15 protein-coding genes are annotated in these 17,714 nt (G+C 71.5%); 8 read left to right on the top strand and 7 right to left on the bottom strand.

Annotated features, from left to right (window positions below; all coding sequences use genetic code 11):
• Positions 1-2 precede the first annotated feature (2 nt).
• Complete coding sequence (locus Actob_RS29365) at positions 3-1,967, bottom strand: alpha-1,4-glucan--maltose-1-phosphate maltosyltransferase (RefSeq protein WP_284915082.1); 1,965 nt, start codon at positions 1,965-1,967, stop codon at positions 3-5.
• Between the two features lie 154 nt (positions 1,968-2,121).
• Entirely contained in the window at positions 2,122-2,982 is an 861-nt protein-coding gene (locus Actob_RS29360) for a spermidine synthase (protein ID WP_284915081.1), read from the bottom strand.
• Positions 2,983-3,074: 92 nt separating this feature from the next.
• On the opposite strand from Actob_RS29360, the gene Actob_RS29355 reads away from it, so the two are divergent.
• Positions 3,075-3,656: a hypothetical protein gene (locus Actob_RS29355; RefSeq protein ID WP_284915080.1), complete on the top strand. Its 582-nt coding sequence runs from the start codon at positions 3,075-3,077 to the stop codon at positions 3,654-3,656.
• Positions 3,657-4,535: 879 nt separating this feature from the next.
• Here Actob_RS29355 and Actob_RS29350 read toward each other — a convergent pair.
• Positions 4,536-5,003: a PPOX class F420-dependent oxidoreductase gene (locus Actob_RS29350; RefSeq protein ID WP_284915079.1), complete on the bottom strand. Its 468-nt coding sequence runs from the start codon at positions 5,001-5,003 to the stop codon at positions 4,536-4,538.
• On the bottom strand, positions 5,003-5,857 hold the full coding sequence (ppgK, locus tag Actob_RS29345) for a polyphosphate--glucose phosphotransferase (RefSeq protein ID WP_284915078.1): 855 nt from the start codon (positions 5,855-5,857) through the stop codon (positions 5,003-5,005). The genes Actob_RS29350 and ppgK overlap by 1 nt, the downstream gene beginning before the upstream one ends.
• Positions 5,858-6,107: 250 nt before the next feature.
• Between ppgK and Actob_RS29340 the strand changes: the two genes are divergently transcribed.
• Entirely contained in the window at positions 6,108-6,911 is an 804-nt protein-coding gene (locus tag Actob_RS29340; protein WP_284915077.1) for an RNA polymerase sigma factor SigF, read from the top strand.
• A gap of 130 nt (positions 6,912-7,041) precedes the next feature.
• On the opposite strand, the gene Actob_RS29335 is transcribed toward Actob_RS29340, so the two are convergent.
• Both Actob_RS29335 and Actob_RS29330 read right to left on the bottom strand, forming a co-directional pair.
• Positions 7,042-7,533, bottom strand: coding sequence for a general stress protein (locus tag Actob_RS29335; protein ID WP_284922404.1), 492 nt, complete (start codon positions 7,531-7,533; stop codon positions 7,042-7,044).
• Between the two features lie 197 nt (positions 7,534-7,730).
• Positions 7,731-8,636 carry a phosphatase PAP2 family protein gene (locus Actob_RS29330; protein WP_284915076.1) on the bottom strand — a complete coding sequence of 302 codons (906 nt, stop codon included), beginning with the start codon at positions 8,634-8,636 and terminating at the stop codon, positions 7,731-7,733.
• A 153-nt stretch (positions 8,637-8,789) separates the two neighbouring features.
• Here Actob_RS29330 and gsmA point away from each other — a divergent pair, with 153 nt between their 5' ends.
• A complete protein-coding gene (gene gsmA / locus Actob_RS29325; RefSeq protein ID WP_284915075.1) occupies positions 8,790-9,929 on the top strand; it encodes a sporangiospore maturation cell wall hydrolase GsmA in 1,140 nt (379 codons plus the stop codon).
• Between the two features lie 71 nt (positions 9,930-10,000).
• Positions 10,001-11,299, top strand: coding sequence for a CHASE domain-containing protein (locus Actob_RS29320; protein ID WP_407653410.1), 1,299 nt, complete (start codon positions 10,001-10,003; stop codon positions 11,297-11,299).
• Positions 11,300-11,344: 45 nt separating this feature from the next.
• Here the strand turns inward: Actob_RS29320 and Actob_RS29315 are convergent, their stop codons facing one another.
• Positions 11,345-11,719, bottom strand: coding sequence for a response regulator (locus Actob_RS29315; protein WP_284915073.1), 375 nt, complete (start codon positions 11,717-11,719; stop codon positions 11,345-11,347).
• Positions 11,720-11,835: 116 nt separating this feature from the next.
• On the opposite strand from Actob_RS29315, the gene Actob_RS29310 reads away from it, so the two are divergent.
• The 4 genes from Actob_RS29310 to Actob_RS29295 all read left to right on the top strand — a co-directional run bounded on the left by Actob_RS29310 (position 11,836) and on the right by Actob_RS29295 (position 17,710).
• Positions 11,836-12,903, top strand: a complete 1,068-nt coding sequence (locus tag Actob_RS29310; RefSeq protein WP_284915072.1) for an LCP family protein — start codon at positions 11,836-11,838, stop codon at positions 12,901-12,903.
• 229 nt (positions 12,904-13,132) lie between these two features.
• Entirely contained in the window at positions 13,133-13,282 is a 150-nt protein-coding gene (locus Actob_RS29305; RefSeq protein WP_284915071.1) for a hypothetical protein, read from the top strand.
• A 74-nt stretch (positions 13,283-13,356) separates the two neighbouring features.
• Positions 13,357-17,268, top strand: coding sequence for an ATP-dependent RNA helicase HrpA (gene hrpA, locus Actob_RS29300; RefSeq protein WP_284915070.1), 3,912 nt, complete (start codon positions 13,357-13,359; stop codon positions 17,266-17,268).
• Between the two features lie 82 nt (positions 17,269-17,350).
• The gene (locus tag Actob_RS29295) at positions 17,351-17,710 is read left to right on the top strand and encodes a DUF6401 family natural product biosynthesis protein (protein WP_284915069.1); all 360 of its coding nucleotides are present in this window, start codon (positions 17,351-17,353) and stop codon (positions 17,708-17,710) included.
• Positions 17,711-17,714 lie beyond the last annotated feature (4 nt).

The following is a 17,714-nucleotide window of genomic DNA, read 5'->3' as shown; positions in this document are numbered from 1 at the left end:
CCCTACCCCGCCTGCACCACGAAGATGTGCGCCGGCTCGACGTACGGGTCGATCCGGACCGCGTTGTACTGCCCCCACTCGTACGTCGCCCCGCTGATCTGGTCGACGACAGTGAACTTGTCGTGCCAGTCCAGCCCCAGGGCGGGCATGTCCAGAGTGGTGTTGCCCCACTGCACGTTGGCAGCGTCGAACGAGACGATCACCAGCACGGTGTTGCCGGTCTCGGCGTCGCGCTTGGAGAAGCACAGCAGCGCGCCGTTGTCGATCTCGTGGAAGCGCAGGTTGCGGAGCCAGTGCAGGGCGGGGTTCTGCTCACGGATCCGGTTCAGTCTGGTCAGGTACGGCGCCAGCGAGCGTCCGGCCCGCTCGGCGGCGGCGTAGTCGCGCGGCTTCAGCTCGAACTTCTCGTTGTCGATGTACTCCTCCGAGCCGGGCCGGGCCACGTGCTCGAACAGCTCGTATCCGGAGTACATGCCCCAGGACGGGGTGAGCATCGACGCCAGCACCGCGCGGATCTTGAACATCGGCGGGCCGCCGTGCTGCAGCGTCTCGTGCAGGATGTCCGGGGTGTTGGGCCAGAAGTTCGGCCGCATCCAGTCGATCGAGGTGAGCAGCTGCTCCATGTACTCGCGCATCTCCGGGGCGGTGGTCCGCCAGGTGAAGTACGTGTACGACTGGGTGAAGCCGATCTTGCCCAGCCCGTTCATCATGGCCGGCCGGGTGAACGCCTCGGCCAGGAACAGCACGTCCGGGTGGGACTCCTTGACCTTGGGGATCAGCCACTGCCAGAAGTTGACCGCCTTGGTGTGCGGGTTGTCGACGCGGAAGATCCGCACGCCGGCGTTCACCCAGTGCATCACCACGCGGTACACCTCGTCGCGCAGGGTGCGGTAGTCGTTGTCCCAGTTGATCGGGTAGATGTCCTGGTACTTCTTGGGCGGGTTCTCGGCGTACGCGATGGTGCCGTCGGCCTTGGTGGTGAAGAACTCCGGGTGCTCCTTGACCCACGGGTGGTCCGGGGCGGCCTGCAGCGCGAGGTCGAGCGCCACCTCCATACCCAGCTCCTCGGCCCGCTCGCGGAAGGCGATGAAGTCCTCCATCGTCCCGAGCTGCGGGTGGATCGCGTCGTGGCCGCCCTCGTCGGAGCCGATCGCCCACGGCGAGCCGACGTCCTCGGGACGGGCCACCAGCGTGTTGTTCCGGCCCTTCCGGTTGATCTTGCCGATCGGGTGGATCGGCGGCAGGTAGACGACGTTGAAGCCCATCTCCGCGATGGCGGGGAGCCGGAGCGCCGCGGTCCGGAAGGTGCCGTGCTTGATCGGCGTCGCCTCGGGGCCGATCTCGGCGCCCTCCGAGCGGGGGAAGAACTCGTACCACGCCGAGTAGAGGGCGCGCTTGCGGTCCACCCAGATGGCGAACGACCGGGTCGTGGTGACCAGGTGCCGCACCGGGTTGTGCCAGAGCAGCTCCTCCAGGTCGAGCGCCGGGGTGACCCTGGCGAACAGCGACCGCTGGTGATCGCGGATGGCGGCGGCCGCGGCACGCACCTTCTCCTCGTGCTCGGTCGGCACGATCTTGGTGGCCAGGTCCAGGATGTCCGCACCCTCGGCGAGGTCGTTGGCGAGGTCCTCGGCGCCCTGCCCGGCACCGATCTTCTTTACCACGGCGTCGCGCCATGTCCGGTACGGATCGTCGAACGCCTCCACCGTGAACGTCCACCGCCCGACCTGGTCCGGCCGGATGGTGGCGTGCCACTGGTCGAGGCCCGGCGTGCCGGGGGTCATCCGGGTGAACGGCATGGTCTGCCCGTCCGGGCTGCGCCATACCACATTCACGCCGAGCGCGTGGTGACCTTCGCGATAGGACACCGCGGAAACCGGTACCAGTTCACCGACCACCGCCTTCGCGGGGTAGCGGCCACCGGACACCGCCGGTGTCACGTCTTCGATGGGGAAGCGACCGGTCATGATCTCCACCGTAGTCAGAGGGGCTCAGTAGGACCCGGCGACCGGAAAAACCACCGCGGCCGTCCTATGACTTCTCCGGAGTGGAGCCTTTGAAACAACAGAGGATTCCGCGAAACGGCCGATCGCCGATGCCGCCAAACCTACCGGAGTCCCCCTACCGTTTCGCATCCATCCGGGGCCGCGCGCCGCCGGAAAACACGACAAGTTCACCTTCCCGCAACAGGCGCTCGTCCCGGCTCGTCCGCAGCGGCGGAACGCGGCCGGCGAACACGATCACGTTGCCGGCCCGTCGCCCGCGCAACACCGCCTGGTCACCGAGCAGACCGACGTCGGCGAACGCCGCCGCCACGGTGGCCACCTGGATCCGGGTGAACGCCATCGGTGGGACGTCCGTCACGTTCATGATCAGCAACCCGCCGGGGCGCAACACGCGGCGCAACTGCGTGACGAACTCCACCGTCCCCAGATGCTCCGGCATCGCGGCGCCGGCGAAGACGTCGGCCACGATCACGTCGTACCGCCCGGTGCCGGCCCGCTCCACCGCCTCCCGCGCGTCGCCCACCACGATCTCCGGCGGCCGTTCCGGCGGCAGCTCCCGCGTCACCATCGTCACCAGGTCCGCGTCGAGCTCCACCACCACCTGCGCGGCGCCCGGCCACCACCGGGCCACCAGGCGCGGCACGGTCAGCCCGCCCCCACCGAGATGCAGGACGCTTTCCGGTACGGCGGAGCGCGCCCACGCTCGCAAGCCCCGGGCGATCTGCCGGACGTAGGGGAACTCCAGGTGCTCGGGGTCGGCCAGGTCGACGTACGACTGCGGCACGCCGTTGACCAGCAGGGTCCAGCCCCGCGGCCGCCGCGGGTCGGGGACCAGCTCGGCGGCCCCCGACGCCACCGCCGCGACCCTGGCGAGCCGCTCGTCCGGTGTCAGCCGGTGCTCGTCCGGTGCGCGCCGGTTGCCGGGCGGTGGCTGCCCGGCCTGCCCGGGTGTGCGTCGGTTGCCGTGCGTTGCCATCGAGGAACCTTACTCATGGCGGTGGGCGTCCCGGCCGAGCAATACCCTGACGCCACCGAAACGCCGGGGGCGCCCGAGACAAGGAGAACGTCGTGGCCGGACCGTCGACCGCACTGTCCCCGGTGATCGCTGCCAGCACCCACTGGCTCGCCCGGGCCTACCCCGGCGGTGAGTCGAACACGGTCGCGCACACGCTCTCCGAGCTGCAGGCCCGGCAGGCCGTCACGGTCGCCGCCTGGCTGCGGTACCCCACCGAGATCGACGCCGCGCTGGTCGCCATCGCCGGCCCGGGCGGCTCCGCGGTCCTCGACTGGAAGGCCGGCAGCGAGCCGGAGGACGAGTTCGCCGAGGGCGAGGGCTGGCGCACCTGGGTCGACGAGGTCGTCGTCAGCTGGGCCGCCTGCCTGCTCGCCGACCCGATGCTGGCCCGCCGCGGGGTCGACGCGGTGATCGCCGCGGTGCCGATCCCGGAGCCCCGGCCGCGCCCGCACACCCGCCGCACCGGCGGACTGCCCAGCGAGTTCCGCCGCCTGCTCCAGCCGGACGCCCGCGACCGCGAGGCCGCCGTCCTGCTGCGCCACCCGGACTTGCTGGAGCCGATCGCGGCCATGCACCGCGACACACTGCTCTACTTGCTGGACGCTGAGCAGTCCCGCGAGCCGCTGGCCGCCTGACGCCTTCGCGGGCTTGGCCGGCCGGGAGGTGGGCTGTGCCGGTTGACGCTTTTCGCAGGCTTCGCCGGCCCGGAGGCTAGGCCTTCCGGCTGGCGCTCTTGCGGGCTTGTCCACTGGTCCGGCTGGCGCTCTCGCGGGCTCGTCCGCTGGTCCGGCTGACGCTCGCGGGCTCGGCCGCCCCAAGGGTTGCCGCGCCGGTTCACGCTCTCGCAGGGACGTCCACCTGGAGAGAAGCCCCGTCGCCCGACACGCTCGCAGGCCCGCCCTCCCAAGGGGGAGCCCCCGCAGACAGTGTGGCGGGGGAGTGCGGCGTCGCGTGGGCGGGCTGTGGACAAGCCGTGACTGTGGACGGAACCGGGCGCTTCCCGGGACCTCTTGACCCTCCGCTCGACCCTCTCCGCCCGGTGTGCTGGGGCGTTCCTCGCGCCCGCCGGACAGCACGCCTGACCCCTCGCGGAGAGGGTTGAAACCGCACGGCCGGCACCCCTCCTGTCCTCCTGGGGGTGCCGGCCGTGCGGCGTTTTTGCTGTGGCGCGGCGAGGGGCCGTGCGGGCGCGTTCCTGCTCTCGGCGGGTGACGGGCGGCGAGAGGGTGGTGCCGGCCGTGTGGCGTCTCCGCTGTGGCGCGGCGAGGGGCCGTGCGGGCGCAGTTCCTGCTCTGGGCGAGGTGACGCGCGGGGAGCCGGGGTGCCGGCCGTGCGGCGTTGCTGTTGTTGGCAGGGTGCCGGCCGTGCGGCGTTGCTGTTGTTGGGCTGGCTGAGGCGAGGTCCTGGCCGTCCGGCTCATCTGCTGTCAGCGAGGTGAGACCCCGGCGGCAGGCCGGCCGTGCGGCTGCCGGTGAGGTGGGGCACGGGCGGCGTGGTGCCGGCCGTGCCTCGTCTCAGCTGTCGGCGAGGCGAGCCGGGAAGCCGCCCGTGGCGATCGGCCCCCAGCTGTCGATCGTCACGCGGATCAGGCATTTGCCCTGGTCGCGCATGGCCTGGCGGTACTCGTCCCAGTTCGGGTGCTCGCCGGAGATGCAGCGGAAATACTCCACCAGGGGCTCCACCGCATCCGGCAGGTCGATCACCTCGGCGGTGCCGTCGACCTGGACCCACGGGCCGTTCCACTCGTCGGAGAGGACGCAGAGGGTGACCCGCGGATCGCGCCGGACGTTGGCGACCTTGGCGCGCTCCGGGTAGGTGGAGATCACGATGCGGCCCTCGGTGTCGACACCGCACGTGTTCGGCGAGGACTGGGGGCGGCCGTCCTTGCGCACGGTCATCAGGATCGCGTGGTGCCGCGGGCGCAGGAACTCGATCAGCTCGGCGCGGCTGGCCCGGGTGTTGGTGGCGATGGAGCGGGCCATCAGCGGGCCTCCCCGGCGCCCGTCGAACCGGAGCCGGCGTTCACCGTGTGCGCGGCAGTGTCGGACGAGCCGGCCGCCGCGTCGACCGGGATGGCGCCCGGGTGCTGGCCGTGGCCGGTGCTGGCCTGCTCGGCGGAGACCGCGGCGCCGATGATGCCGGCGTTGTTCAGCAGGGTGGCCGCGACGACCGGGGTGCGGATGTCGAGCAGCGGGAAGTACTTGTCGGCTTTCTTGCTGACGCCGCCGCCGATGATGAACAGGCGCGGGGAGAGCAGCATCTCGACGTGCCGCAGGTACTTGGTGACCCGGCTGGCGTATTTCTCCCAGCTGAGGTCCTCGGCCTCGCGGATCCGGTCGGAGGCGAGCAGCTCGGCGTCCTTGCCGTCGATCTCGAGGTGGCCGAGCTCCGTGTTCGGCAGCAGGACGCCGTCGAGGAACAGGGCGGTGCCGATGCCGGTGCCCAGGGTGACCATCATGATCAGGCCGGACTGGTCGTGCCCGGCGCCGAACGCGACCTCGGCGGCGCCCGCCGCGTCCGCGTCGTTGAGCACCGTCACCGGTCTGCCCAGCCGCTCGGAGAAGAGGCGCGCGGCGGGGGCGTCGACCCAGGATTTGTGCACGTTGGCCGCGGTGCGGGTGACGCCGTCGACGACCACGCCGGGGAAGGTCACGCCGACGCTGTCGAACCCGTCGAACTTGGCCGCCACCTCGGCGACCGCGTCGACCACGCTGTCCACGTCGGCCGGCTGCGGCGTGGGAACGCGGAACCGCTCGTCGAGCAGCTCGCCGCGCGCGGTGTCGACCGGCGCACCCTTGACGCCCGAGCCGCCGATGTCGATGCCGAGGATGGTCATCCGATGTCTTCCCGTCTCTTCCTGCTGGTCACTCTGTCGTGCTGTCTATCACGAGGGTCCGACGGCAAATCGCGCGCGCCCCTGCGGGACACCGCCCGACTCCCTAGGATGAATTCGTTGTGTAGTTCCCGCATTCACGTAACGTCACTCATACTTTCAGCTAGGCACCGCTAGCCTTCTCGGCTAGCGTTGCTCCTCAGAACGGTCGCCGCGTGCGGGCACGGCTCTCTGCCCGCTGATGGAGGACCACATGGCAACGATCGAGGTTCAAGCAACAGAGATTCCTGACGAGTCGGCGCAGGCCGCACCCGAGGCCACCGCCACCGAGCTGTTGGACGCGATGTCGGCAACCCGGGCCGGGCGGGATCGGGCCCGGCTGCGCGACCGGGCGATCGAGGCGTGGCTGCCCCTGGCCCGGCACCTGGCCCACCGGTACTCGGGGCGTGGCGAGCCCACCGACGACCTGGTGCAGACCGCGACGGTCGGCCTGATCAAGGCGGTCGACAAGTTCGATCCGGAGCGCGGCGTCGACTTCGCGGGTTATGCGATCCCGACGATCATCGGGGAGATCAAACGGCACTTCCGGGACCGTACGTGGTCGGTCCGGGTGCCCCGCCGTCTCCAGGAGCTGCGCCTGGCGATCACCGAGGCGAACAGCACGCTGACCCACAAGCTGGGTCGCTCGCCGACGGTGCCGGACATCGCCGTGCACCTCGGCATCAGCGAGGAGGACGTGCTCGAGGGGCTGGAGGGCGCGCGGGCCTACAACGCGACGTCGCTGTCCACGCCGATCAGCGCGGACGGCACCACCGAGCTCGGCGACACCCTCGGCGGCGAGGACCACGAGTACGAGCTGGCCGAGACCCGGGTGGCGCTCGGGCCGGCGCTCGCCTCGCTCGACGAGCGCGAGCAGCGGATCCTGACCCTGCGCTTCTATGGCAACCTCACTCAGTCGCAGATCGCCGACCAGGTCGGCATCTCCCAGATGCACGTCTCGCGGCTGCTCACCAAGGCCCTCGGCAAGCTCCGCACCCAGCTCGCCAACGACCTGTGACCAGCGTCCGGCGCCGGGGTTCGTCAGCCGGCGCGACGTGACGAGCCGGATCTGACTCCAGAGCTTGACCACTCGGGCCGCGCTGATCAGCGCGGCCCGGGTCGTCGGAGCCGCGCCCGGGTGGCCGGAGTCATTGGGCGCCGCTGGCCTGCCAGTTGAGGCGGACCAGCAGCGCCTTCGCCTCGTCGGCGACCTCGGCGTCGGCCAGGACGGCGTACTGGGCCGCCTGCAGCGAGCTGCGGGACGTGAAGTCGCGGCGGCCGCCGGTGGCCGCGTGCGCGATGGCGCCGAAGATCGCGCCCCAGACCGCGCCGATGAGCACCGTGGTCAGGATGACCGCGAACCAGTTCGAGTCGCTGAACAGGCCGAACAGGACGCCGATGAACAGGCCGAACCAGGCGCCGCTGGCCGCGCCGGCGGCGGCCGCGCGGGCGGTGGTGAGCCGGCCCAGCACGTTCTCGACGAGACGCAGGTCGGTGCCGATGATCGAGGTCCGCTCGACCGGGAACTTGTTGTCGGAGAGGTAGTCGACGGCCTTCTGGGCCAGCGCGTACTCGGCGTAGCTGCCGACCACGACGCCCGCGGTGGAGCCGGTGGGCCGGCCGAGGGTCTGCGCGGGCAGTTGCGGGACGCCGGCCGGGCCGGGCGGGACGTGACCGGCGGTCTGCGGCGTGGCCGCGGCGGGGTCGTCGGCGGGCGGTTCCGGGGGAGTACCGGTGACCGGCGAGGTCGCCGGTGCCGGCGTGAGGTTCGCCGGCGAGGCGGGAAAAGCCGGAGGACTGGTGGCCGGGGTGTGGTTCGTGGAGTCGCCGGGCGTGGTCATTTCGTGCCTCCCTGAGCGGGTGCCAGCGGATCACCGGCGGTGAGCCGGACCCAGAAATAGAACGTTCCGGCGACGGCGGACAGGATGCCCGCCACCCCGGTGAGGAACGCGAAGCGGCCGGACACCAGGTCCGGCAGGACCCGCTCGGACACGGCGACGGTGGCCAGGCCGAACAGGCAGGCGGCGGTGGCGATCGCGCCGACCAGGGCGAGCGGCAGGGTGGCCACCCGGGCCGGGGTGATCGACGGGCGCTCGCCGCCGGACCGGCGCAGCCGGATCACCCAGGTGATCAGCGCGCCGCAGGCCAGCACGATCAGCAGGGCGGCCACGGTGTCGCTGGGACGGTGCCACTCGGCCCACACGGTGGCCACCGCGACCACCGCGACGTAGGCCGCGCCGAGCAGGCCCAGCGCGCCGCGCAGCGCCCGCGGGAAGACCAGGATCAGCACGAAGGCGACCGACGCGGCGGCCGCGGTGTGCCCGCTGGGGAACGAGTTCGGCATCGCGACGCCGTCCAGCTCCGGCCGGTCCAGGTGGGCCTTGAGCTGCTGGACCGCGACGTTCGCGACGACCACCAGCAGGGCCGCGCCGATCGACAGGTCGAAGCGCCGGCGCAGGACGCCGACCCCGACCGCGACCAGGCAGACGATCGCGAGGGCGGCGAGCTGGGTGGCCTGCAGGGTACGGCTGAGCACCTGGGTCACCTGCTCGTGCCGCACGTCGCCGCCGCGCATCGCCGCGGTGTCCACCGTCTGACCCAGCCCGGTGCGGATGAAGACCAGGTGGACCAGGTACGCCCCGGCCGCCGCGAGGACCGCCACCAGCAGCGGCGATATCGCGTGCCAGCGACCCGTGGCCGGGAGGGTCTCGCTACGTGACCGGTGCGGTGCGACCGCCGTCATCGCCTCTCCTGAAAGTCGACGCCGAAGTGTGGTCACGCCCTTTCCCAGTCTCCGCCCTTTCCAAGCAACTCAGCCGCACCCGAATGCGCACTGCCGGGGCAACGGCCGCAACGGATCTTCGTACGGAGCCAACCGGAACGAGGGGACGTTTTCATGAGGCACAGCTCCCGACGACTGCTCACCGGCGCCGCGCTGGTGCTTGCCGCCGGGGCCGGGCTGGGATTGGCGCCGACGGCTGCCAGCGCGGCCGGCACCGCCGCCATCGTCGATGTGAACAGCCAGCTCAAGGTGCGGGCGAAGCCGTCGCTGGCGGCCACCGTCAAGGGCACCCTGCACGACGGCCAGAAGATCGTGGTGGCCTGCCAGCTGACCGGGCAGAGCGTGCGCGGCAAGCTGCGTACCACCGCCGTCTGGGACCGGTTGACCAGCGGATACTATGTGTCGCACTCGTACGTCAAGACGACCGCGAGGATCCCGTCGTGCGGCGGGACGCCGGCCGCCGAGAGGGTCAAGGCGAAGCCGGCGCAGAGCCGGGCCGCGGCGTACGTCACGGCGAAGGTGAAGACCGCGGACGGGCCGGTGAACATCCGGACCGCGCCGAACACCCAGGGTGCCGCGGTACGCAAGGTCGCCAACGGCGCCACCGTGCAGCTGGTCTGCGCGGTACCCGGCTCGACCGTCCGGGGCACCGTGCGCACCACCGGTCAGTGGGACCGGACCACCGACGGGCACTACCTCTCGCACGCCTACGTGGTGGCGGCCTCGCTCGCCGCCTGCGCGCCCGCGTCGTCGACCACGCCGGCCAACCCGTCGATGACCCAGGCGCAGTTCATCGCGGCCGCGGTGACCGGCGCCCAGCAGGGCTGGCGGCAGTACGGCGTCCCGCCGTCGGTGACCATCGCCCAGGCCGTCCTGGAGTCCGGCTGGGGCCGCAGCGGCCTCGCCTCGGTGGACCGGAACTACTTCGGGATCAAGTGCCAGAACGGCAAGTTCGGCACCATCGCCAGCGGCTGCCACGTCTACCAGACCACCGAGTGCGACAAGGCCGGCAAGTGCTTCGCCACCGCCGACGCCTTCCGGACCTACGCCACCATGGCGCACTCGTTCCGCGACCACGGGTACTTCCTGAAGGTCAACCAGCGGTACACGCCGGCGTTCGCCTACAGCAGGGACGCCAACAACTTCATCTGGCAGGTGTGGAAGGCCGGTTACGCCACCGACCCCAACTACTACACCAAGGTCACCGGCATCATGGCGGCCTACAACCTCTACCAGTACGACACCTGGAAGTAATTCGCGGTGCCGGCGCCCCCGTTGACCGAAGTCCGGTCGGCGGGGGCGTTTTGCGGCTTACGCTCCTTATGGTGGAGGGACGGAGCCGCTACACCCGCCCGGCGCTGGCCGCCGCGGTCGTGCTCGCTGGCCTGCTGGTCACGTTGCTGACGGTGGCCGGGCTGCGCGCCGCCCAGCGGGAGAACAGCCGCCGGGTGATGGACCAGCGCGCCCGGATGGCGGTCGCCGCGGTGCGCGCCGAGACCGGCCACTACCGCACCCTGCTCGACACGGTCGCCGCCGGACTGGCCGCCGGCGACGACCCGAGCTGGGACGACTTCGACCGGGCGAGCGCGCCGCTGGAGGCCGCCGGGCTGCCCGGGGCGGTGACCGTCGCCTACGTGGTGCCGGTGCGCACCGCCGGGGTGCCGGCCGCCGAGGCGTACTGGCGCTCGCGGGGGGCGGAGGGACTGACCCTGCGGCCGGCGGGCGGGCGCGACGAGCACTACTTCCCGATCTTCAGCCGGGAGCTGACCGAGGAGGCGGCCGGATGGGGCGTGGCCGGCGCCGACCTGGCCGCGGTGGCCCCGCCCGCGGCCGCCCTGGCGACCGCCCGGCAGACGATGCGCGGCACCGTCTCCGGCGCCTACCTGCCGCTGCCCGACCGGGACCCGCCGGTCGGGCGGGGGCAGCAGTCGTTCCTCTTCGCCGCACCGATCTGGACCCGGGCCAACGATCCGGTCTTCCGTGGCTGGGTGGTGCTCGGCCTGCGCGGCGGCGACTTTTTGAGCGTCGTGCTCACCGCGGCCGGCCAGGGCCCGGTCGGCGGCAGCCTGGTGGCCGTCGACGGCGACGGCGGCCGGGCCACGGTCGCCGAGGTGCGGGCGGGCGGCGACCCGGACCTGAGCCGGGAACTACCGGTCCCGGTCGCGGACCACACGTGGCTGCTCGTCCTGCGCGCCGACTCGGCCCGGCTGCCCGGCGCGGGCGGCCACCTGCCGGGCGTCGTGCTGGCCGGCGGCCTGGTCCTCACCGCGGCGCTCGCCTGGCTGGTCCACCCGGCCATCGGCCGCGCCCGGGCCCGGATCGTGGAGCGGCCCGGCGGCGAGATCGAGGCGGAGAACGACGACGGCGGGGGGACACGGTTCGCCGGCACCCGCCCGCCGGACACTACCGAGGAGGCGGAGATGAAGCACATCCCGAAGGAACCGGCGGAAGAGGACGACGCCAAGGTGCGCGCCGCCCTGGATCGGGCGCTCGCGGAACGGGCGGCCATCCTGGACAGCCGGCTGCCCGGACTGTCGGCGCTGCCGTCGTCCGCGCCGTCCGCGCACGACCCCGCGGCGGCGCGGCTGCGAGCCCCGGTGCCGGATCATCAGCGTCAGGATTGACCGGGGCCGCTCCCGGCGTACCGGAAATCGGTCCTGATCCTGCGGTCAGCCGTTGTCCGGGGTGGTCTGCGGGAGCAGGGTGGCGACCAGGGCCAGCAGCTGGGCCGGGACGAACGGCTTCAGCAGCGTCGCTGACGCGCCCGCGTCGCTGGCCTGGGCGTCGCCGGGCATCAGCGACCCGCTGGCCACCACCACCGGGATGTGCCGCAGGTCGTCGTCGGCGCGGATCGCCCGGCACAGGTCCAGACCGGTCATCCGCGGCATGTCGACATCGGTCACCACCAGGTCCGGCCGGTGCTCCCGGATCGCGGCCAGCGCGGCCGCTCCGTCAGCCGTCACCACGACCCGGTGACCGGCCCGCTCCAGCGAGCGTTTGAGCACGTAGCGGATGTCCTCGTGGTCCTCAGCGACAACGATCACCCTCGGCCTCGATTCGGTTGTCCGATCCCGTCATCCGGGATATCGAGCCAGGGTGCTCCGGAGAAACGGGTCTCTCCACCTTGACCGGTGGGCACGGCATCCGCACAGTGAGGCGCGTGAATGCAGATCTTCAGGAGACCGGGACCGCGAAACGGCGCGGGTGGTTCGGCCGGCGGGCGGGCTGGCAGAAGGCCCTGATCGTGCTCTCGGTGCTGCTGGTGTTCCTGATCGGCGGCCTGACCGCCGGTGGTTACGTGCTGGTCAGCCACTACGAGAATCAGGTGGACCGGGCCGCGCTGCTGCCCTCGGCGCCGGCCGGTGAGGCCGCGCGGAGCAAGCAGAACTGGGAGTCGGGCGCGCTGAACCTGCTGCTGCTCGGCTCCGACTCGCGGGCCACCGAGCCCGGCGGGAGCAGCCCGATCGGCGAGCGGTCGGACACCATCATGCTGGTGCACATCGCCAGGGACCGCAGCCGTGCCACGATCATCTCGATCCCGCGGGACAGCTACGTCGAGGTGCCGGCCGGTGGCAGTTGGAAGGGCGGCAAGAACAAGATCAATGCGGCGTACGCGTTCGGCGGGGCGGCGCTGACCGCCACCACGGTACGCGAGCTGACCGGCGTACCGCTGGACGGCGCCATGATCGCGAACTTCGCCAGCATCCACGACCTGGTCGACGCGGTGGACGGGGTGAACGTCTGCGTGCCGTACGACGTGAAGAGCACCTTCAGCGACCGGGAGTGGAAGCGGGGCTGCCACGACATGGACGGGGCGATCGCCGAGGAGTTCATGCGCCAGCGCTACAACGTGCCCGGCGGCGACTTCGGCCGGATCCGCAACCAGCAGCTGGTGGTCAAGGCGGTGATCGCCAAGGTGGCCGCGAACAAGCTGCTGTTCAAGCCGCTGCGGCTGGACGAGTTGCTCGGCATCGCCGCCGACTCGCTGACCGTCGACCAGAGCCTGAACCTGCGGGACCTGGTCCTGGCGGTGCGCGACATCCGGCCGGCGGACATCACGTTCGCGACGGTGCCGTACACCCGGGCGGACCTGAGGACGGCGGCCGGCAGCGCGGTGCAGCTGGACACGAGGGCGGCGGCGGAGATGTTCGCCGCGGTCCGGAACGACACCATCGACCAGTGGCTGGCCGCGCATCCGGACGGCACTGTCGACGACGAGGGCGAGTGACCTGCGCTATCGCGCCGGAGCGCGATGATCTTGACGGGGGGCTCCGACCGGTTGGGCGGCATTCTGCACGTGTGCACGGGAAACCAGGCCCGGTCGCCGTTCGCCGAGCTTCGGCGGGGCCAAGCTGACCGCGACCACGGTACGCAAGCTGACCGTTCATGCGCCAGCGCTACGAGGTGCCCGGTGGCGACTTCGGCCGGATGTACAACCGAACATCACCTACGCGACGGTGCCGTACTCGTCGGCCGGCCTGCGCACGCCGGCCGGCACCGCGGTGCGGCTGGACGCGCGGAAGGCCCCGGCGATGTTCGCCGCGATCCGGAACGACACCATCGACCAGTGGCTGGCCGCGAACCCGCAGAAGAGCCCGGGTAGCTGAGACCGGTGGCCGGCCGCCAGGGCGGCGTTAATCACCAGGCGTTTCGCGCCGGTTGCGCCTATCCTTGGCCCGCCATGTCGATTTCTGAACTACGCAGCCGGATCTCCGAGCTCCTTCCCCGTGACGAACACCGGCTGCGGCGCCGCCTCGACGGAACGCGTCGGATCCGCGACGACGACGCCCGGTCCGCCGCCCTCGCCGAGATCGCCGCCGAGGTCGAGAGGGCCCGGCTCAGACTCGAGACGCGGCTCGGCGCGGTCCCGCCGATCAGCTATCCCGAGGCGCTGCCGGTCAGCGCCCGCAAGGACGACATCGCCGCGGCGATCCGCGACCACCAGGTCGTCGTGGTCGCCGGCGAGACCGGCTCGGGCAAGACCACCCAGCTGCCGAAGATCTGCCTGGAGCTGGGTCGCGGCGTGCGCGGGCAGATCGGCCACACCCAGCCGCGGCGGATCGCCGCCCGGACGGTGGCCGAGCGGATCGCCGAGGAGCTGGACCGGCCGCTCGGCTCGACGGTCGGTTACAAGGTGCGGTTCACCGACCAGGTCGGCGAGGACACCCTGGTCAAGGTGATGACCGACGGTATCCTGCTGGCCGAGATCCAGACCGACCGGATGCTCCGGCGATACGACACGCTGATCATCGACGAGGCGCACGAGCGCAGCCTCAACATCGACTTCATCCTCGGCTACCTGCGCGACCTGCTGCCGAAACGGCCCGACCTCAAGATCGTGATCACCTCGGCGACCATCGAGACGCAGCGGTTCGCCGAGCACTTCGCGGACGCCGAGGGCAAACCGGCCCCGGTGATCGAGGTGTCCGGCCGGACGTACCCGGTCGAGGTCCGCTACCGCCCGCTGGTCACCACCACCCTGATCGACGAGGACGATGATGAGGTCCGCGAGGAGCCGATCGACCAGATCGAGGGCATCGCGGCGGCCGTCGACGAGCTGCCCACCGACGGCGACATCCTGGTCTTCATGTCCGGCGAGCGGGAGATCCGGGACACCGCCGACGCGCTGACCAGGAAGGACCTGCGCAACACCGAGGTGGTCCCGCTCTACGGCCGGCTGAGCGCCGCCGAGCAGCACAAGGTCTTCGAACGCCACACCGGCCGCCGGATCGTGCTGGCCACCAACGTGGCCGAGACCTCGCTGACGGTGCCCGGCATCCGGTACGTGATCGACCCGGGCACCGCCCGGATCAGCAGGTACTCGCACCGGCTCAAGGTGCAACGGCTGCCCATCGAGCCGGTCTCCCAGGCCAGCGCCAACCAGCGGAAGGGCCGGTGCGGCCGGACCTCGGACGGCATCTGCGTCCGGCTCTACTCGGAGGAGGACTTCGAGGGCCGGCCGGAGTTCACCGAACCGGAGATCCTGCGGACGAACCTCGCGTCGGTGATCCTCCAGATGACCAACCTCGGGCTCGGTGACCTGGCCAAGTTCCCGTTCATCGACCCGCCGGACCGGCGCAACATCACCGACGGCATCAAGCTGCTGGAGGAGCTCGGCGCCCTCGACAAGGGCGATCTCACCCCGCTCGGCCGCCAGCTCGCCCAGCTGCCGGTCGACCCGCGGCTGGCCCGCATGGTCATCGAGGCGGACAGGCAGGAGTGCGTCGCCGAGGTGATGGTGATCGCCGCGGCGCTGTCGATCCAGGACCCGCGCGAGCGCCCGGCCGACAAGAAGCAGCAGGCCGACGAGAAACACGCCCGGTTCGTGGACAAGGAATCGGACTTCTTCACCTACCTCAACCTGTGGCGCTACCTGCGGGAGAAACAGCGGGAGCTGTCCGGCAACCAGTTCCGCCGGCTGTGCCGCTCGGAGTTCCTGAACTATCTGCGCGTGCGGGAGTGGCAGGACATCTACACGCAGCTGCGGCAGGTCGCGCGTACCCTCAAGCTCTCGCTCACCGAGGACTGGGAAGCGGGAGTCGCGCCGCAACCAGTGCACACCGCCCTCCTCGCGGGTCTGCTCAGCCACATCGGGCTCAAGGACACCGACAAGCGCGAATATCTCGGGGCGCGGGGCGCCAAGTTCGCGATCTTCCCGGGCTCGGTGCTGTTCAAGCGGCAGCCGCGCTGGGTGATGTCAGCCGAGCTGGTCGAGACCAGCCGGTTGTGGGCCCGGGTGAACGCCCGGATCGAGCCGGAGTGGGCCGAGAAACTCGCCCCCCACCTGGTCAAACGCTCCTACAGCGAACCGCACTGGGATCGCCAGCTGGGTGCCGTGATGGCCTTCGAGAAGGTCACGCTCTACGGGCTGCCGATCGTGCCGCGCCGCCGGGTGGGGTACAGCAAGGTCGACCCGGAGGTCTCGCGCGAGCTGTTCATCAGGCACGCCCTGGTCGAGGGGGACTGGGAGACCCACCACAAGTTCTTCGAGGCGAACCGGCGGCTGCTGCGGCAGATCGCCGAGATCGAGAACCGGGCGCGGCGGCGGGACATCGCCGTCGACGACGAGGTGGTCTTCTCGCTCTACGACGCGAAGATCCCCGCCGAGGTGGTCTCGTCCCGGCATTTCGACGGGTGGTGGAAAAAGGCCCGCCGGGAGAACCCGGACCTGCTCACCTTCACCCGCGAGGAGCTGGTCAACGCGGGCCGGGACACGGTCGACCCGAACGCGTTCCCGGACGCCTGGCTCGCGGGCGGGGTCAAGCTGCCGCTGCGCTACGAGTTCGACCCCGGCAAGCACGCCGACGGCGTCACCGTACGGCTCCCGCTCGACCTGATCAACAAGGTCGACGCGGAGGACTTCGGCTGGTCCGTCCCCGGCTTCCGCAAGGACGTCGTGATCGCCCTGATCCGCGCCCTCCCCAAGGCCATGCGCACCAGCTTCGTGCCGGTCCCGGACTGGGCCGAGGCCGTCCTCGACCGGATTCCGGCCCGCCGCGGCCCGCTGCCCGACGCGGTCGGCAACGAGCTGCGCCGGCTCACCGGCACCATCGTGCCGCGCGACGCGTGGCGGCCCGACCAGGTACCGGACCACCTGCGGATGAACTTCCGGATCGTCAACGAGTCCGGCGAGGTCGTCGCCGAGGGCCGCGACCTGGAGGTGCTGCGCCGCGAGCTGGCGCCGAAGGTGCGGGCCACCATCTCCCGGGCGGCCGGCGACCTGGAACGCACCGGCATCACCACCAACGACTTCGGCGCCCTCCCGCACCGGGTCGAGCAGGTACGCGGCGGCTACCGGGTGAACGTCTGGCCGGCCCTGGTCGACGAGGGCGCCAGCGTCGGCGTGAAGGTGTTCGAGACCGAGGCCGAGCAGCGCATCGCGATGCGGGCCGGCACCCGGCGGCTGCTGCTGCTCACGCTGCCGCCGGCCGCCCGGTTCCTGCAGGGGCGCCTGGACAACCGGGCGAAACTGGAGCTGTCCCGGGCCAACCCGTACCGGTCGATCGCCGACCTGCTGGACGACTGCGCGGGCGCGGCGGTGGACAAGCTGGTCGCCGACGCCGGTGGGCCGGTCTGGTCGTCGGTCGAGTTCGCGTCGCTGCGCGACACGGTGCGCGAGGACCTGGTCGACGCGGTGGCGAACGTGGTCACCCAGGTGCAGGCGGTGCTGGCCACGGCGTACGAGGTGGACCAGCGGGTGCGCCAGGTCAAGGACCCGATGCTGCTGCCCGCGCTCACCGACATCCGGCAGCAGCTCAAGGGCCTGGTCTACCCGGGCTTCGTGACCGAGACCGGCTGGCGGCAGCTGCACCACATGCCCCGCTACCTGCGCGGCATCAGCTACCGGCTGGACCGCCTCGGCGGGTCCGCGGGGCGCGACCGGCAGCTGATCACCGCAATCCAGGAGATCGAGGCGGAGTACCGCGAGCTCAAGGCGGAGGCGGCCCCGGGCGGGCCGGCCGCGGAAGGGCTGCGGGAGATCCGGTGGATGATCGAGGAGCTGCGGATCAACCTCTTCGCGCAGACCCTGGGGACCGCCTACCCCGTCTCTGACAAGCGCATATTCAAGGCCATGGACGCTCTGCCGCTCTGAGCTGGTTGCAGGTTGGTGCGGCTCAGGTGCCGTTCGGTCACGCCCCTGTCGGGACCGGGCGGCACCTGGCAGATTCTTCCGCATGACGAACGAGAGCATCGCCTTCGCCGCTGTTACCGCCGATTCCTACCTCGACGAGATGATGGCCCGCGTCGGTGTCGACGGCCTCGCCGCCGCGTTCGCCGAGCCCGGTCTGCTGGCCGTCGTCGACCAGCACGCCGCCGCTGTCCGGGAGGCGCTGCTCGACGCGGGCCGGACGATCGACGCGGAGGGGCTGGCGGCGTACGCGCGCAGCATCGCCGCCGCCGCGGTCCGGATGTCCCGTCCGCTGCCCGAGCCGGGTGGCGCGCCGACCACTGTCGCCGGGTGGAGCGGCGCCGGTTGGCCGCTGCTGCGCCTGGTCGCGGTCTGCCTGATCGCGGAGTCCGCCGGACTTCTCTGACCCC

It is taken from the genome of Actinoplanes oblitus, from assembly GCF_030252345.1.
GTDB lineage: Bacteria > Actinomycetota > Actinomycetes > Mycobacteriales > Micromonosporaceae > Actinoplanes > Actinoplanes oblitus.
This window is presented reverse-complemented; position numbering and strand designations above follow the sequence as displayed.

What these genes read in the sequence shown, in the direction of transcription:
- Actob_RS29365 (WP_284915082.1), bottom strand. Translation starts at nt 1,967, where the DNA reads ATGACCGGTCGCTTCCCCATCGAAGACGTGACACCGGCGGTGTCCGGT.
- Actob_RS29350 (WP_284915079.1), bottom strand. Translation starts at nt 5,003, where the DNA reads ATGGCCCGCTCCATCGCCACCAACACCCGGGCCAGCCGCGCCGAGCTG.
- Actob_RS29340 (WP_284915077.1), top strand. Translation starts at nt 6,108, where the DNA reads ATGGCAACGATCGAGGTTCAAGCAACAGAGATTCCTGACGAGTCGGCG.
- Actob_RS29360 (WP_284915081.1), bottom strand. Translation starts at nt 2,982, where the DNA reads ATGGCAACGCACGGCAACCGACGCACACCCGGGCAGGCCGGGCAGCCA.
- hrpA (WP_284915070.1), top strand. Translation starts at nt 13,357, where the DNA reads ATGTCGATTTCTGAACTACGCAGCCGGATCTCCGAGCTCCTTCCCCGT.
- gsmA (WP_284915075.1), top strand. Translation starts at nt 8,790, where the DNA reads ATGAGGCACAGCTCCCGACGACTGCTCACCGGCGCCGCGCTGGTGCTT.
- Actob_RS29330 (WP_284915076.1), bottom strand. Translation starts at nt 8,636, where the DNA reads ATGACGGCGGTCGCACCGCACCGGTCACGTAGCGAGACCCTCCCGGCC.
- ppgK (WP_284915078.1), bottom strand. Translation starts at nt 5,857, where the DNA reads ATGACCATCCTCGGCATCGACATCGGCGGCTCGGGCGTCAAGGGTGCG.
- Actob_RS29295 (WP_284915069.1), top strand. Translation starts at nt 17,351, where the DNA reads ATGACGAACGAGAGCATCGCCTTCGCCGCTGTTACCGCCGATTCCTAC.